This window comes from Citrobacter sp. MGH 55, from assembly GCF_016906145.1.
GTDB classification, from domain to species: Bacteria; Pseudomonadota; Gammaproteobacteria; order Enterobacterales; family Enterobacteriaceae; genus Citrobacter_A; species Citrobacter_A amalonaticus.
Genome location: NZ_CP070239.1, coordinates 4216240 through 4232013, shown reverse-complemented (window position 1 = coordinate 4232013; position 15774 = coordinate 4216240). Strand labels below are relative to the sequence as shown.

The 15774-nt window shown below is 53.4% G+C and carries 15 protein-coding genes; 11 read left to right on the top strand and 4 right to left on the bottom strand.

The window, feature by feature from the left end; translation table 11 throughout:
• A partial coding sequence (locus JTI98_RS17705) for a hypothetical protein (RefSeq protein WP_216081602.1) occupies positions 1-406 on the top strand: 406 nt, incomplete at its 5' end.
• A gap of 69 nt (positions 407-475) precedes the next feature.
• Here JTI98_RS17705 and pitA read toward each other — a convergent pair.
• Positions 476-1975 carry an inorganic phosphate transporter PitA gene (gene pitA / locus JTI98_RS17700; RefSeq protein WP_058587898.1) on the bottom strand — a complete coding sequence of 500 codons (1500 nt, stop codon included), beginning with the start codon at positions 1973-1975 and terminating at the stop codon, positions 476-478.
• Between the two features lie 395 nt (positions 1976-2370).
• Between pitA and JTI98_RS17695 the strand changes: the two genes are divergently transcribed.
• Entirely contained in the window at positions 2371-3153 is a 783-nt protein-coding gene (locus JTI98_RS17695) for a hypothetical protein (protein WP_216081601.1), read from the top strand.
• Between the two features lie 305 nt (positions 3154-3458).
• Positions 3459-4574, top strand: a complete 1116-nt coding sequence (locus JTI98_RS17690) for an AI-2E family transporter (protein WP_043001062.1) — start codon at positions 3459-3461, stop codon at positions 4572-4574.
• Between the two features lie 40 nt (positions 4575-4614).
• On the opposite strand, the gene JTI98_RS17685 is transcribed toward JTI98_RS17690, so the two are convergent.
• The 3 genes from JTI98_RS17685 to cbpA all read right to left on the bottom strand — a co-directional run bounded on the left by JTI98_RS17685 (position 4615) and on the right by cbpA (position 7037).
• Entirely contained in the window at positions 4615-5694 is a 1080-nt protein-coding gene (locus JTI98_RS17685) for a 4Fe-4S binding protein (RefSeq protein ID WP_216081600.1), read from the bottom strand.
• Positions 5695-5811: 117 nt separating this feature from the next.
• A complete protein-coding gene (gene cbpM / locus JTI98_RS17680; protein WP_044258082.1) occupies positions 5812-6117 on the bottom strand; it encodes a chaperone modulator CbpM in 306 nt (101 codons plus the stop codon).
• Positions 6117-7037 carry a curved DNA-binding protein gene (cbpA, locus tag JTI98_RS17675; protein ID WP_216081599.1) on the bottom strand — a complete coding sequence of 307 codons (921 nt, stop codon included), beginning with the start codon at positions 7035-7037 and terminating at the stop codon, positions 6117-6119. Before cbpA ends, cbpM begins: the two co-directional genes overlap by 1 nt.
• A 181-nt stretch (positions 7038-7218) precedes the next feature.
• Here cbpA and JTI98_RS17670 point away from each other — a divergent pair, with 181 nt between their 5' ends.
• The 8 genes from JTI98_RS17670 (at position 7219) to JTI98_RS17635 (ending at position 15774) form a co-directional block, all read left to right on the top strand.
• Positions 7219-7581 carry a hypothetical protein gene (locus JTI98_RS17670; protein WP_044327077.1) on the top strand — a complete coding sequence of 121 codons (363 nt, stop codon included), beginning with the start codon at positions 7219-7221 and terminating at the stop codon, positions 7579-7581.
• 48 nt (positions 7582-7629) lie between these two features.
• The gene (locus JTI98_RS17665; RefSeq protein ID WP_216081598.1) at positions 7630-9510 is read left to right on the top strand and encodes a protein-disulfide reductase DsbD domain-containing protein; all 1881 of its coding nucleotides are present in this window, start codon (positions 7630-7632) and stop codon (positions 9508-9510) included.
• On the top strand, positions 9507-10130 hold the full coding sequence (locus tag JTI98_RS17660) for a DsbA family protein (RefSeq protein ID WP_058587903.1): 624 nt from the start codon (positions 9507-9509) through the stop codon (positions 10128-10130). Before JTI98_RS17665 ends, JTI98_RS17660 begins: the two co-directional genes overlap by 4 nt.
• On the top strand, positions 10120-10626 hold the full coding sequence (locus JTI98_RS17655; protein WP_216081597.1) for a protein disulfide oxidoreductase: 507 nt from the start codon (positions 10120-10122) through the stop codon (positions 10624-10626). The genes JTI98_RS17660 and JTI98_RS17655 overlap by 11 nt, the downstream gene beginning before the upstream one ends.
• A gap of 191 nt (positions 10627-10817) precedes the next feature.
• Entirely contained in the window at positions 10818-11570 is a 753-nt protein-coding gene (gene nqrC, locus JTI98_RS17650; protein WP_216081596.1) for an NADH:ubiquinone reductase (Na(+)-transporting) subunit C, read from the top strand.
• Positions 11571-11833: 263 nt separating this feature from the next.
• The gene (locus JTI98_RS17645; RefSeq protein ID WP_046402097.1) at positions 11834-13771 is read left to right on the top strand and encodes an FTR1 family protein; all 1938 of its coding nucleotides are present in this window, start codon (positions 11834-11836) and stop codon (positions 13769-13771) included.
• Between the two features lie 29 nt (positions 13772-13800).
• Positions 13801-14328, top strand: coding sequence for an iron transporter (locus tag JTI98_RS17640; RefSeq protein ID WP_042319779.1), 528 nt, complete (start codon positions 13801-13803; stop codon positions 14326-14328).
• A 66-nt stretch (positions 14329-14394) separates the two neighbouring features.
• Positions 14395-15774, top strand: coding sequence for a Fe-S-containing protein (locus JTI98_RS17635; protein WP_044264180.1), 1380 nt, complete (start codon positions 14395-14397; stop codon positions 15772-15774).

The window sequence follows — 15774 nt, the reverse complement described above, 5'->3', positions numbered from 1 at the left end:
CTTAGCCGATCGCTACCCTCAGATACAAATCCCCGGCGCTTATGATGGTACCGTATTTCCCGCCAATACAGAGGGGAGTCGCTTCGTGAGTTGGTTGGCCGAACAAGAACGCTCGGCGTTTCACTGGATGGCCAGCCATAAGCCGGATTTAGTGATAAAACTGAATGTTGATCTCGACGTTGCTTGTGCACGCAAACCCGATCACCGTAGAGAAGCGCTGGCAAGAAAAATCGCGATAACACCGCAACTGACCTTTGGCGGTGCGCCTCTGGTTGATATCGATGCTAATCAGCCGCTGGATGAAGTGCTGGCGGATGCGGAAAAAGCGATAACCGTGTTTATGGCTGCTCGTGGCTATCATCACACTGACGGTAATCAGCCCGCCGTTAGCTTTCATCCTCAGTAAGTATTGATGCCCAGTCTGGCGAGCTGGGCATTCTCAGGTATATTCTGTTTCGCTAAGCCGGCAGTTGACTTAGATAAGTCGCAGGGAAGCCCAATACAGAAACCCGGACAGCAAAATCGCCGCTGGTAACGTGAATACCCAGGCCATTGCGATGCTGGTGACGGTTTTCCGCTGTAATCCGCCGCCGTCGACGATCATCGTTCCTGCGACGGCGGAAGAGAGCACGTGCGTAGTAGAAACCGGCATCCCGATATAGCTGGCAAGACCAATGGAGATCGCCGCCGTGATCTGTGCGGACATTCCCTGGGCATAGGTCATCCCTTTTTTGCCAATCTTCTCGCCAATTGTGGTGGCCACGCGCCGCCAACCGATCATTGTCCCCATGCCCAACGCCAGCGCGACCGCCATGATTATCCAGATCGGCGCATATTCAATGGTGCTCAGCATGTCGGTTTTCAGTTTTTTCAACAGATGCACGTCGCTACGACTGATATCCGCTAGTTTTGCCACTTTATCTGCCGTATCGGAGATGCACAGCATGATGCGTCGTAACTGACCGCGTTGCGGCACGCTTAAGGTGTCGTAACTCTCCAGGTTTGCTGGTAACAGTGTTTTGACGCGACCCAGGGCATCCATCGTATTCGCCGGATGGCAATGAAATTCGGTGGTTGAGGAGGAATTCGCTGTCGGTGCAGTAAGCGGTTGAGCCTTATCCACTACCTGTTTTATCACGTCAGGGTGCTGCTGAAAGTATATTTCAAGATTGCTGACAGCATCACGCGTGCGGGTGATTTCGTAGCCTGAAGCGCTCATGTTCACCACGAAACCGGCAGGCGCAATCCCCACCAGTACCAGCATCACCAGGCCGATCCCTTTCTGACCATCGTTCGCGCCGTGAGAGAAGGCCACGCCCGCCGCTGAGGAGATGAGCGAAATACGCGTCCAGAATGGGGGTTTCTTTTTACCGCCTTTCTTTTTCCGTTCTTCAGGAAGACGGTGGATGCGATCGCGTTTTTTAGTGCCGCTCCAGTAGCGGCGTAGCAGGAAGATCAGGCCGCCTGCGATCACCATTCCGACGACGGGAGACGCAATCAACGACGCAAAGATATTGACCACTGCCGGGATGTTTAGCGCATCGACTACCGAAGTCCCGTTCATCAGTGCATTGGTGAGCCCAATCCCAATAATTGCGCCTATCAGGGTATGAGAACTGGAGGCCGGTAACCCGAAATACCAGGTTCCAAGGTTCCAGATAATCGCCGCCAGTAACAGGGAAAAAATCATCGCGAGGCCACGTGACGACCCCATATTGAGCAGTAAATCCGTGGGTAGCATATGCACAATGGCATAGGCAACGCTGAGTCCGCCCAGCAGGACGCCAAAGAAGTTGAAAACCGCCGCCATCATCACTGCCAGTTGGGGTTGCATGGCCCGGGTATAAATGACGGTCGCGACCGCATTGGCGGTGTCGTGAAATCCGTTTATGGCTTCGTAAAACAGGACAAAGACCAGCGCAAGTAAAAGCATCAAGCCGGTATATAAATCCAGACCAGAAAATAAATGTAGCATAGGGGATATACCGCCATTTTGAAGAGACGAACGGGCGCATTATCAGTGACTTTCGTGATTCGGGCAAAGTGAAATATCACCTTTTTTTGATATGACATCCGTATCGCATTATTTTTTGGATGATTATTTTTATCTAATTCAACGGAGTAGGCGATAATTTAGAAGCGAGAGACATGCTTTTCTGGTTTTAATAATGAAATGAATGTCGATTGAGTCATTAGGCGAATCTGCATATATTCTCAACAATATAAAAGCGGAGTCTATAAAAGATTTATAAAGATTTATTTTGTGAATGATTGAAAAAGGATAAATCCTGTTTTGTGGTGAGGTACTTCAGGTATATAATTATTTTCGCTATACAGGAATATATCGGTTTAGATAAGGAGCCGGGTAAAATGGATTTCAGGTCAGTAATATTGTCATGTGTAACCCTCTCTTCTTTGGTGAGTTGTGTCACGCATTCCCCCATTGATGCGAAGAAAACCACATCGCAGGTGGAGAGTTCTGGCCGAAATACGACGTCACCCTCCTGGCTGACGGACAAAGATATTTTTGGTAATGAAACCACGCTGGCGATCTCTGAAGACGATATTCAGGCGGCACTGGCAGAAGACAATTTTCGCGTACCGCTGAACTCACCCGTTATTCTGGTACAGTCTGGCAATCGGGCGCCAGAGACGGTCATGCAGCAGGAAATGAGCCGCTATTACACGGTTGCGACGTTTTCCGGCATTCCGGACAGGCAAAAAAAAGCGATCTGTAATAAAGACAAAAGCAAAGACGAGAACCAGGACGCGGCGGTTGCTGAGAATACCAACTGGATGCAGGCGCTACGCTACATTGCGGCGAAAGGGCATCAGAAAGCGATTATCGTTTATCAGGAGACGTTGCAGTCCGGTAGATTTGATGCCGCGACCAAAAGCATGGTCTGGTCGGATTTTAAAGCAGGGAAACAGCCTGACAGCACATCGCTACGCTATCTGGTGCGTTTCACGCTGGTGGATGTCGCGAGTGGCGATTGGGCGACCTGGTCACCGTTTAATTATGAGACCAAAATACTAACCCCGCAGCCTGGACAGAAGGCATCCGTAGAGACGGTGACAGAACAGCAGATTGTGCAACTTAAGCAACAAACGTATGCTGCAATGGTTAAGGATCTGGTGGCGCGTTATCAGTAACGCGCGACGTCTGCCATAGGTCATCCTGCTGGCAGACGGTTGCAGACGCTTCCCTAAACTGACCTGGCGTCCGTCCAGAGAGGCGAAACAGGTGTATTCAAGAAAGACGGGGAGACAGCGGCACTCCCTTCGTGTGTGCCGCATTCAGCAACCCTTGAGCGAAATGCCATCCCTTTTGGTGAAACAATAAGCACTATCACATTTTGAATGTGAAGTATTGGCTGGCGGTTTTCGTCTTGTCGGCTTTGTAAAATCCGCAATCAGTCCTATAGTCCACAGAGTTTCTTTGTTTACAGGATCCTCTAATGCGTTTTAACGGACTGAATAAAGGGTTTTTCCTCTTTCTTCTCGCCATGGTGACATGGGCTTTCTTCGACGTGCTGTCGCCATACTTCTCCGCCATTTTATGGGCTGCGATTCTGACGGTTATCTTCTACCCGGTAAAAAATAGGCTGCGTTCGGCGTTAGGGGAGCGTAACGGGGTAGCGTCTCTGCTGACGCTGGGTATCATCTGCCTGATCGTATTCATCCCGTTAATGCTGATCCTCTCCTCACTCGCCGTTGAACTGAATGTGGTGTACACCAAGCTGCAGCATAACGACGCTCAGTTCCCGGAAGTGGTGGCGAGCTTGTTTGCGCATATGCCGGAGTGGGCGCGTTCGTTTCTTGCCGATCACTCCCTTGATAACGCCGCAAAAATCCAGCAGAAGCTGTCGGATGTGGTGCTAAAGGGCGGGCAATATCTGGCCGGGAGCGCCTTCCTGATTGGCAAAGGCACCTTTGGTTTCGCGATCAGTTTCGGCATCATGCTCTACCTGCTCTTTTTCCTGCTCAAGGATGGCCCGTTTCTGGTTCGGCAGATCCTCGACTCGCTACCGTTGTCGAATTTCGTTAAGCAACATCTGTTTGCAAAGTTTGCGGCGGTCTCCCGGGCGACGGTAAAAGGCACGGTTGTGGTGGCGATCGTGCAGGGGACGTTGGGCGGAATTGCGTTTTACATTGTGGGGATTGATGGCAGCATTCTGTGGGGGGCGCTGATGGCGTTTCTGTCCCTGATCCCGGCAGTGGGTTCCGCGATCGTCTGGGTGCCAGCCGCCATTTATCTTTTTTCGACGCAGCAACTGTGGCAGGGCTTTTTCATCGTCGGTTTCTTCGTGGTGGTGGTAGGGCTGGTGGATAATATTCTGCGCCCCATTCTGGTCGGCAAAGATACCAAAATGCCTGATTACCTGATTCTTATCACCACGGTGGGCGGAATGGAGATTTATGGCATCAATGGTTTCGTCATTGGTCCACTCGTTGCCGCGCTGTTTATCGCCTGCTGGAACATTCTTTCCGGGCGCGATCACGCGGGGAATACCGAAGAACTCGATAAAGATTTTATTGAGGATGGCATCGCTGAGGATAATAAAGCCGAGTGATGCAAATCCGGATGGCGGCAGATGCCCCATCCGGTATCCATTAATGACCAATCATTCTCGCTTCCGGGATCAACCGGAAGTAGAGGTGATCCGGCACTGGGCTGTTCCAGACGTCCATTAGCATCGCGAATGCGATAAGGGCAAACATTATGCCGAGTACCAGCAGCGTCATCGCCATACCCGATAATGTTCCTCGCCGTATTTCAGCCTTTCCCGTTGGCGTCCGCAGGGAAAATGTCAGCGTTGAAGCCACCGGACAGGATTCCACACAGGTCATACAGCCAGTGCATTCAACCGTTCGCACCTGAATCAGCTTATCCACCGGGATTTGCGACGGGCAGTTTTTGGCACATTTCCCGCAATCAATACAGCTTTGCGCATTGCGGCGGATTTTGAATGGTGAGAGCAGGGAAAGCAGCCCGAGTAAGGCGCCATAGGGACACAGATAACGGCACCACGCGTTGCGAATGAACAGGCTTATGACCACCAGAAGGGCGACGCTCAGCAGGGTGATCGTGCCGATATTGCGAAAGAAATCGAGCATCTTCACATCGATAATAATCCCGTAGGCCGACATTAAAAAATACTGAATGCCCTGCGCTGGCATCGACAGCGAAATGTAGAGAAAAAAGGCCAGCAGCAGATATTTCAGGCTGCGCAGAGGGATATCCAGCCAACGGGGCAACGTAAAATTGCGACCAAACAATCTCTTACCCACATCGGCGATGAGTTCAGACAACGTACCTACCGGGCACAGCCACGAGCAGAACGACTTTTTGAGCAACAGACTTACCAGCATAAACGCGGCCAGCAGCAGCATGGCGGCGGCGTGAACAGGGGGAAGGATGCCGGTTTCCAGCGTATAGCGCAGGTTCATCAGGCCTGCGATGGGCAGCCAGCCTTCAATGCCGCCAGGTCGGGAAACGTACAGACTGGTGCCGCCGGTTTCGTAATAACGCACCCAGTAGTAAAACGTCACGCCAATATAAATATTGATCGCCATCAGCAGCCACTGCGTAGCTTTGCGCCAGGTAGAGGCATTACGCCAGTCGTTCCATGGCAGTTTACCGCCCGTTGTTCCGGGGCGGCGTTGCCAGCGCTTTCTGCTTTTTTCGCTCATTGCCTTCTGACGTCCATAAAGTGGCATTTTGAATGCTACTATCGTACGGCTATCCCGTTGAGCCAGCGTTGATTTATATCATTGCCTGATAATTGGGCAGCTTATGCTGCCCAATTCTTATAGATGAGTAATAAAACGCGCGAGCCGCTGTCGTAGCAGGCGGTTTTCCTGTCGTAAACGTGCGTTCTCTTCCAGTAGCGTGAGCGCCACGGCGATCCCCGGCCAGTCAAGCGCCAGTTCTTCACGTAACCGCAGGGCGCGCTGTACCACAGTGGCGGCATGATCGTCGAACTGCCAGCTGTCCGCCGTTTCGGTGTAAGGTTCGATGACGCCCAGACCAACGATCTCGTTCAGGTCTTCCTCCGTCACGCCGGTGCGCAGGCAAAATTCGGTAACCGTAAAAGTGATGGTGACGTTAGCCATTATGCTTTCCCCCAATCTTTGCGCGGATCAAATCCTGACTGTGCCTCTGCCAGTTGCTGCCACAGCACAGTCGCACGTTCATCCGGTTTAGGCGGCATCACGATTTTCAGCACGACATACAAATCACCGGTCTGTTTTTTACTGACCAGACCTTTACCTTTGATGCGTAAACGTTGTCCGGCCTGGCTGCCGGGGGGAATGGTGACCAGAATGCTCTCTTTCAGCGTGGGGACGGCAATCTTTGCGCCCAGCGCGGCTTCCCATGGGGCGAGCGGGACCACAATTTCCAGATCCTGGTTAACGATATCAAACAGGGGATGTGGCGCGATGTGGATTACCAGCCATAAATCGCCATTCGGTCCACCGTTTTCACCCGGCGTCCCCTGGCCTTTCAGACGAATACGCTGACCATTGCCGACACCCGCCGGAATTTTCACGTTCAGGGTTTTTGGAATTTCACGTTCAATCATGCCAAACGCATTGTAGACCGGCAGGTTATAGCTAATGGTTCGGTTGTGTTCAGCGAGTGTTTCTTCAAGAAAAACCGCGACTTCAATTTCAATATCATGTCCACGGCTGGCATGGCGCTGGCGAGACTGACGCGCGTGCTGACCAAAAATAGAGGAGAAGATATCGTCGAAGTCTTCGGCGTTGTAACTCTGGTTCTCTCCCTGCTGGAACTGACGGTTGAATTGCGGGTCATTGCGGTGTTGCCAGAGCTGATCGTATTCCGCGCGTCGCTGCTCATCGCTCAGCACTTCCCAGGCTTCAGCGACCTCTTTAAAGCGGGCTTCAGCATCGGGTTCTTTACTGACATCGGGATGATATTTGCGAGCCAGTCGGCGGTAAGCGGTCTTGATAGTCTTGAGATCGTCCGTCGGTTTCACGCCCATGATGGCGTAATAATCCTTTAATTCCATAGCGTTCTCTCGGGTTAATCAATACAGGCTAAAGGGATCCCTTAAAAGGTGTCATCGATAAGTGTAGGGTAATCCTGTCGAGGATGAATGCCAACCAGCGAAACAACATATCTTTACAGCCCAGAGGTTGCGTAAAACACGCCAGCCGCTAAGATAACTCGCGTCAATGAGTGAGGGTGTGATGGCGAAACGTCAACGGATGGGATGGTGGTTCCTCTGCCTGGCATGTGTCGTGGTGATGGTCTGTACCGCGCAGCGCATGGCGGGCCTGCATGCGTTGCAGATGGAGACCACCGCGATCGCGGCGACGGCGTCGCCGACGTCCGTGACAGAGGATGCATCTCCCGTGACCCCGTGCGAGCTCAGTGCGAAATCGCTGCTTGCCGCGCCACCGGTCGTTTTTGAAGGCGCGATCCTCGCGCTCTGTTTACTCCTTGCCTTGTTAACGCCGTTCAGGACCGTACGCTTACCGTTCTTCCCGCAACGCGTTATTTCTCCCCCCAGACTTCGGGTCCATCTCAGATTCTGCGTTTTCCGCGAATGACAGACTGGCTGTTTCGTACAGTAAGTTAATCATTCATGGAGAAAAATTATGATGTATGCCTTCAGGCAGGGACTGATCTGCCTGTTATTACTCTGGCTGCCCGCATCGTGGGCGGCAGAGAGCGGCTGGCTGCGTTCCCCGCAGAACGATCATGCCAGCGTACGACTGCGCGCCGATACGTCAGCACAGGGGGAAACCCGTCTGCTGATCGACGTCAAACTGGAAAACGGCTGGAAGACGTACTGGCGTTCGCCGGGGGAAGGCGGCGTTGCGCCTGCCATCGCCTGGCAAGGAGAGATGCCCGTGGTAGACTGGTTCTGGCCGACACCGGACCGTTTTGACGTCGCCGGTATGACTACCCAGGGCTATCACCAACAGGTCACGTTTCCACTGGCCGTCCGGGGACACACTCCCGACCGCATTGCCGGTGTGCTGACGCTCTCTACCTGTAGCAACGTGTGTCTGCTGACCGACTACCCGTTTTCGTTTACGGCCTCTCAACAGGATGCCGGGTTTGCGCATGATTATGCTCAGGCGATGGGACGTGTGCCCCTGGCACAGGGTCTGACTCAAACCCTGATCGCTGGTGCGCGTGACGGCGAGTTGGTGATCGAGGCGCAGCGCCGCGGTGGCTGGACCGCACCCGAGCTGTTCCTCGATAGCGTAGAGGACACGGATTTTGCTAAACCGCTGATCCGGGTCGATGGCGACAGACTGCACGCGACGGTGCCGGTTCACGATAGCTGGGGGGAAGGGGCGCCGAATTTACGCGGCAAATCGCTCACGCTGGTGCTGGCGGATAACGGTGTGGCGCAGGAGAGCCAGCTTATCGTGGGTGATGCGCCGGTGACAGAATCCGCCAGACTCCCGCTCTGGCAGGTGGTTCTTATGGCGCTGATGGGAGGCGTGATCCTTAATCTGATGCCTTGCGTATTGCCGGTGCTGGGGATGAAGCTGGGTTCGATTTTGCTCGTTGAGGAGAAAAACCGCCACCAGATACGACGGCAGTTCCTCGCGTCGGTCGGGGGGATTTTGATCTCCTTCATGGCGCTGGCATTACTGATGACCGTGCTAAGACTGAGCAATCAGGCGCTCGGTTGGGGTATCCAGTTCCAGAATCCGTGGTTTATTGGCGCGATGGTGCTGGTGATGCTGACCTTCAGCGCCAGTCTGTTCGGCCTGTTTGAATTTCGCCTGCCGTCATCAATGACCACCCGACTGGCGACTTACGGTGGTAACGGCCTGGTGGGACATTTCTGGCAGGGCGCGTTTGCCACGCTGCTGGCGACACCGTGCAGCGCACCGTTTCTCGGTACAGCCGTGGCGGTGGCGCTGACGGCATCGCTGCCCGTGCTGTGGGGGCTTTTCTTCGCCCTCGGCGTTGGGATGAGTCTGCCGTGGTTGCTGGTCGCCCTGCGTCCGGGTCTGGCGCTTCGTCTGCCGCGACCGGGACGCTGGATGAACGGACTGCGACGCTTGCTCGGCTTAATGATGCTCGGTTCGGCCCTCTGGCTGGCAACGCTACTTCTGCCTCATCTGGGTTTTACCTCCCAAAGTGCGGCGAAAGAGAGTGTCCGCTGGCAGCCGCTTAGCGAGCAGGCGATCACCGACGCGCTTGCGCAAAATAAGCGCGTATTTATCGATGTGACCGCCGACTGGTGCATTACCTGCAAGGTCAATAAATATAACGTGCTGAACACCGATGCGGTGCAGGCGGCGCTACAGCAACCGGATGTCGTGGCCCTGCGCGGCGACTGGACGCTGCCGTCTGATGACATTACGGCATTTCTGAAATTACGCGGCCAGGTTGCCGTACCGTATAACCAAATCTATGGCCCCGGCTTACCGAAAGGTCAGGCGCTGCCGACGTTATTAACGCGCGACGGTCTGTTAGAAACACTGGCTAAAGCGAAAGGAGAAACGCCATGAAATCCCTGATCATCCTGTTATTTACCCTGTTTAGCGCGTTCAGCCTTGCCAAAGACGCCGCGCCGTTTACCCCGGAGCAAGAAAAACAGATCGAAGCCCTCATTCAGGAGGCGTTGTTTAACGATCCGGCCAGTCCGCGCTTTGGCGCAAAACAGGCAAAACTGACGCTGGTGAATTTTACCGACTACAACTGTCCGTACTGCAAACAGCTTGATCCGCTGCTGGAGAAACTGGTGGCGAAATACCCTGACGTGGCGGTGATTATCAAACCGCTGCCGTTTAAAGGCGAAAGCTCGGTGTTGTCTGCGCGGACGGCGCTCACCACCTGGCGTGAGCATCCACAGCAGTTCCTCGCGCTGCATGAAAAGCTGATGCAAAAGAAGGGATACCACACTGACGTCAGCATTAAACAGGCGCAGGAAAAATCGGCGGCCAGCCCGGTCATACTGGATGAAAAAAGCAATGAAACGCTACGTACCAATCTGCAACTGGCGCGACTCGTAGGCGTTCAGGGAACACCCGCGACGATCGTTGGTGATGAGCTGATCCCGGGGGCCGTCTCCTGGGAGGTGCTTGAAGAAGTCGTTAAAGAAAAACTGGCGGTGGCAAATGGTCAGTAAGTTGCGGCGATGGCTGCGCGAAGGTGTGATTTTTTTGCTCCTGTTGGCTGGTGGAATGTGGCTAATGGATGCCTGGCGCGCGCCACAGGCACCAACGGCTTTCGACAGTACACCGCTTTACACGCTGGATGGCGAACGGGTAACGCTGGCGGCATTAAGTGAGGAAGAGCCGCTACTGATCTATTTTTGGGCCACCTGGTGTGGCGTTTGCCGCTATACCACACCGGACGTTGCCCGCTTGCAGGCACAAGGGGAGAAGGTGCTGACCATCGCGCTGCGTTCGGGAGATGAACAGACGATTGCGCGCTGGCTGGCGCGTAAAGGGATCTCTTTTCCCGTGGTCAACGATGCTAATGGCGCACTTTCCCGCAGTTGGGATATCAGCGTCACCCCCACGCTGATTGTGGTGTCAAAAGGGCAGGTGGTTTCCACTACCAGCGGCTGGACCAGCTACTGGGGGATGCGCCTGCGGCTAGGGTGGGCGAAAATCAGTTGAGTCAAAACCGGGGAAACCCGGTTTTTTTACACCATAAAATAGCCGTAACACCATGTGATTTAAATATTTAAGGCAGAAAGTAAACGGGTTGAATCTATATTTTCGCGGTTTTTATCATTGCAAATGACATGGAGTAATGGCATATCATGTAGCGATATAACGTTGTTAATGCTTACAGGAATTATAAATAAATGCGCAAGGGTAAAGTTATTATTGCATCAATGATGGTGCTTTGTGTTCTTATTTTTCTGATTGCGATCGCCTGGTTTATGTTGTTTCAGGGGGAAATGACGGCGCCGACGGCAGAAGAAAAAAAAACCGCTGTTTTACAGGCTGCGGGCTTACTTAAGACGGACGCTCAGGATAAAAAATCGATTGAGAGTTTATATCAGCGTGCGATTATCGTGCGCACGGTGAATCTCGATTCCGGCGAGTGGGTGACGGATAAAACGGCCGCACAAGGATGTAAAAAACTCGCTCCGGAGCAGGACCCTGCACAGATTCGTCAACGCTGTTCGCTGGCGGAAGTTTATCTGGTAAAAGATAAGTATAATAAGATTCAGCAGGTTATCATCCCTGTTTCGGGCAAAGGAGCGAAATCGATGATGCATGCATTTCTCTCTTTGGGACTGGACGGTCGTACGGTGAACAATCTGTATTATTATCAGCAGCGGGAGACGCCATTTCTGGGGGCCAGAGTGAAAGATGAAAGCTGGCGTCAACAATGGCCGGGGAAAAAGGTGGCTGATGATAATGGAGCGCCGGCGTTGAAAATAGTTCAGGAGAAATCAGGGAAGTATAATGAATATACCGTTGATGGTATTTCTGGTGCGACGCTGACGTCAACGGGCGTTGAAAAGAGTATTAACTACTGGATCAGTGAGCAGGGTTATGGCCCATTTTTGCAGCGACTGAAACAAGACCAGGAGATGTTGTATCGCTGAATAAAGTGCGCCTGCGGATAATTTACTTTAAGCCAGTAGGCGCAATATCACTCATTTTTTACGGATTTACGCAACGTAACATTTAATTCCTGACGGTCGGGGGCGTATATTACCCGCCGTCAGATTTCGCCCTCCATCACATATCAATGAAATAAATTTACATAACTTGTCACCCGTTGACATTTTTATGATCCAGGTCATGTACAACGCCAGTAAAAATCGATAATGATAATAATTATCATTTGTGTTATTTGGTGCGTATCGTGCGTAAGTTTTGCCTCTCACTGCTGGTAACTCTCTTCAGTCTGCTCATAAGCGTTAGCGTATGGGCCGCGACAAACTATGCTCCGTTTATTGAGGATATTGAGCAACGCCTTGATAAAACAGCAGAACTTTATTCTCAACAGCGCACCGATGAGGCGCGCCGCACGGTACAAATGGCCTACTTTGAGGTGTTTGAAAATCTCGAAGGCCCCATCCGCATCAACATCTCCGCCAGTAAAAGTTACGAAATGGAGAGCGCCTTCGGTGAAATCCGGCGGATGATTGGCGAGAAAAAACCGCTCGCTGATGTGCAGTCGAAAATCGACTGGCTGAAGGCATCGCTACGAGAAGTCGAACCGGTGCTGGACGGCGGACACCGACTGGTGGCGGAAGAGCAGCACAGCGCGCTCACCCGAACGGATATCGCTGTTCACTGGCAAGAGAGCGTCCGTATTATCGACGATCTGCTGGCCCAGGCGGTGAATGACTATCAGGCCGGGAACTACGCTACGGCCAGTCAGCATGTCCAGCAGGCGCACTATCAGGGATTCAAAAACTCTGAGATGGAAATGTCGGTCAGGCAGAATCGCTCGGCCAAAGATGCCGCAGCCATCAACCAACAGTTTTCCGCGCTGATTGCACTTGCCGCTCAACCCGATCGCCTCAACGACGTCTCTTATCAGGTCACCACGCTGTTACAGGATATTGAGGATATTCTGCCAGGCTTACCGACAACCCGCGACGATCAGCTGATTGCAGCCCCACAAACCGCAGACAACGGTCCGGCGGCGGAGGAGAGTTCGCGGACAAACTGGGGTGAAGTGGCGGGCGGAATCAATCAGAGCATTCAGGACGCTATTGCGCGGTATCAACGCGGCGAGACGCAGAATGCCATTCTGGATGTTCAGGACAGCTATTTCGATCGCTTCGAAGCCAGCGGCATGGAAAACAAAATCGGCTCCCGTGATTCGGCGTTTAAAACCACGCTGGAAGCCTACTTCACCCGTCTGGTCAGCTTGATGAAGGCTGGTCAACCGGCAGAAAGACTCCAGTCAGAAGCGAGCGCGCTCGAGCAGGATCTGCAAAAAGCGGTGACGATGCTTGGCGAAGGAGAAGAGACGCAATGGAGTCTGCTGCTTTACAGCCTGATGATCATCGTCCGTGAAGGGTTGGAAGCCCTGCTGATCGTGGCGGCGATTGTCGCCTACATGGTGAAAAACAATCATCAGGATAAGCTGCCGCTGATTCGCCAGTCAGTGATCGTAGCCCTGGTCGCCAGCATAATCACCGCAGTGATTTTCCAGTTGCTGTTCACCAACTCGGGTGCCAGTCGGGAACTGCTGGAAGGCATCACGATGTTGATTGCGGTCGTGATGCTGTTCTTCATGAGCTACTGGCTGCTGTCCAAAGTGGAAGCCCGACACTGGAAGGCCTGGCTGGAAGGCAAGCTGTCCCACTCACTGACGACAGGGTCGCTGGTGGGGCTGTGGCTGACTAGTTTCCTCGCGGTCTATCGCGAAGGCGCCGAAACGGTTCTGTTCTACTACGCCCTGATCGGCGATGCCAAAGATGTCGCCGGACACATGGCGATTGGCGCGGGCTTTGTTATTGGCTGTGTCGTGTTACTGGCGGCGTGGCTGGTCATGCGTTATTCGGTGGTGCGTTTGCCGCTGAAACCCTTCTTTATGTTTACCGGCAGCTTCATGTACCTGATGGCCTTCGTGTTTGCGGGCAAAGGTGTACTGGAGCTGGTGGAAGGCAAACTGTTCCAGCCAACGTTGATTAATGGTTTCCCGGAAATCAGCTGGCTGGGGATTTATCCCTATGTGGAAACGCTGTTACCGCAGGCCGTATTGCTGCTCGCTGCGCTGGTTGCGCTGTGGGTTATGCGGCGAAAAAGCGCCGTTCCTGGGGAAACAATAAAAAACACTCTGTAGTTGTGATTTTAGACGAGAGGATATGTCTGATGACCATGAAGAAAACCCTGATTGCCAGCGCAGTGATGGCCGGAATTTTCACCGCACCGGCAGCGTTCGCCTTTAAAGAGTACCCGGCGGGCGAGCCTGTCGTGATGAATGAAATGGAGCTGGCCGCCGTTTATCTGCAGCCGATTGATATGGAGCCGCGCGGCATGGGCTTACCGGCAGCCAAAGCCGATATTCACCTTGAGGCGGATATTCACGCGGTCGAAGGCAGCAAAAACGGCTTTGGCGCAGGAGAGTGGATCCCCTATCTGACCATCAGCTACACCCTGGTCAACAGCGATACCGGTGAAAAACAGGAAGGAACGTTTATGCCGATGGTCGCCAGCGATGGCCCTCACTATGGCGCGAACGTCAAGATGATGGGCGTGGGCAACTACAAAGTGACTTACCACATTGAACCGCCGTCAAAAGCGGGGATGCACCGTCACACCGACAGTGACACTGGTGTCGGTCGCTGGTGGAAACCGTTTGATGTGAGCTACGAATTTAAATACGTCGGTCTGAACTAAGAAAACCGATGCGCCGGGATGCTAACTCATCCCGGCCGAGTCAATCCGCTGTTCTGAGTCGATGTCATGAGTTACTTTTTCGTCACCACGTTACAGGTCTTTTTCTGCATCGCGTTACTCTCCGGCGTTCTCTGGAGTCGAAACGATCCCCCTTCCTTACGCCCTCTGGGCTGGACGCTGCTTATTGGTCTGGCGGCCGGCGTGCTGGCAGGACTGACGCTGCGCGGTTCACAACCGGTACAGCTGTTACTGGTCGGAACGGAAGTGATGGTCACGTTGCTGTTTGTGCTCAGCTTCTGGTGGGCGGGAAACCGTGTGCGCTATTTGTGGCAAGGGATTCTGGTCTTTGGCGCAGCGCGTCACTGGGCGCTCGATCCGAATCTCGGTGGCTTAACCAGCACGCATGTCCTGAATACTGAACTGCTGCTGAATTTGACGGCAGTGGTGCTCGCCTTCGCGATCCTTTGTCTGGCTGGCGTGCTTTGCGCCATGCTGCTGCGCCGAATCCGCGTGCTGTACTGGCCATTCACTCTCATTCTGCTGGTCATGCTGTGGCTGCCGTTAAGCGGTAATTTGCTGTTGCTGTTGATGAAGCTACAGGTACTGCCGCTGGCGAAATCGCTGCTGAGCTTTGTGGCGAAAGTGACCAATAATGCACCAGCCTATAACTGGATGGCGGTGGGATTACTGCTGCTTCTGGCGCTGTGCTGGCTGCCGTCGTTGCTGAGCGCCCATCGTCAGACGCGGGCAACAGAAGAACCGATTGCACATCGCCTGGCGCTGGCGCAGCGGCGGAATGCGCTACGGCTTTGGCTGGTCACCCTCGGCTGTGCCGTGGTGGTGATTGCCGGGCAACTGTGGTGGGACAACGTCGCGTCTCAGCCGCCGCAGCTTTCGCAAGCCATCCCGGTAACGCTCGCCAGCGACGGCAGTGTCCATCTGCCGGTTGAACAACTGCGGGACGGTAAGCTGCATCGCTTTGTCTGGGTGGCTGACGATGGCAAAGCCGTGCGCTTTTTCATCATCAACCGTTATCCCGACAAACTGCGCTTTGGCGTGGTGTTTGATGCCTGTCTATTGTGCGGCGATCAGGGCTATGTGATGGAAGGCAATCAGGTCATTTGCGTCGCCTGTGGGGTACATATTTTTATCCCTTCCATTGGCAAACCCGGCGGTTGCAATCCGGTACCGATTGAAAACTGGCACAACGATGAAAAAGAGTTAGTGATCCCCGGTAAAGAACTGGCCGCTGGCGTGAACTACTTCTCGACGGTGATGACCATTCAGGTGACCGATCCGGTTGATGGTTCAACGCTGACCAATACCTCGGCGGACTTCAAGTACAGCTACGGCGGTAAGACCTGGTTCTTTTCCTCCGAAGAGAACTATGACCGTTTTCGTCAAACGCCGGAACAGTTTGTTCCTGCTGAACTGAGGGAGGAGTAA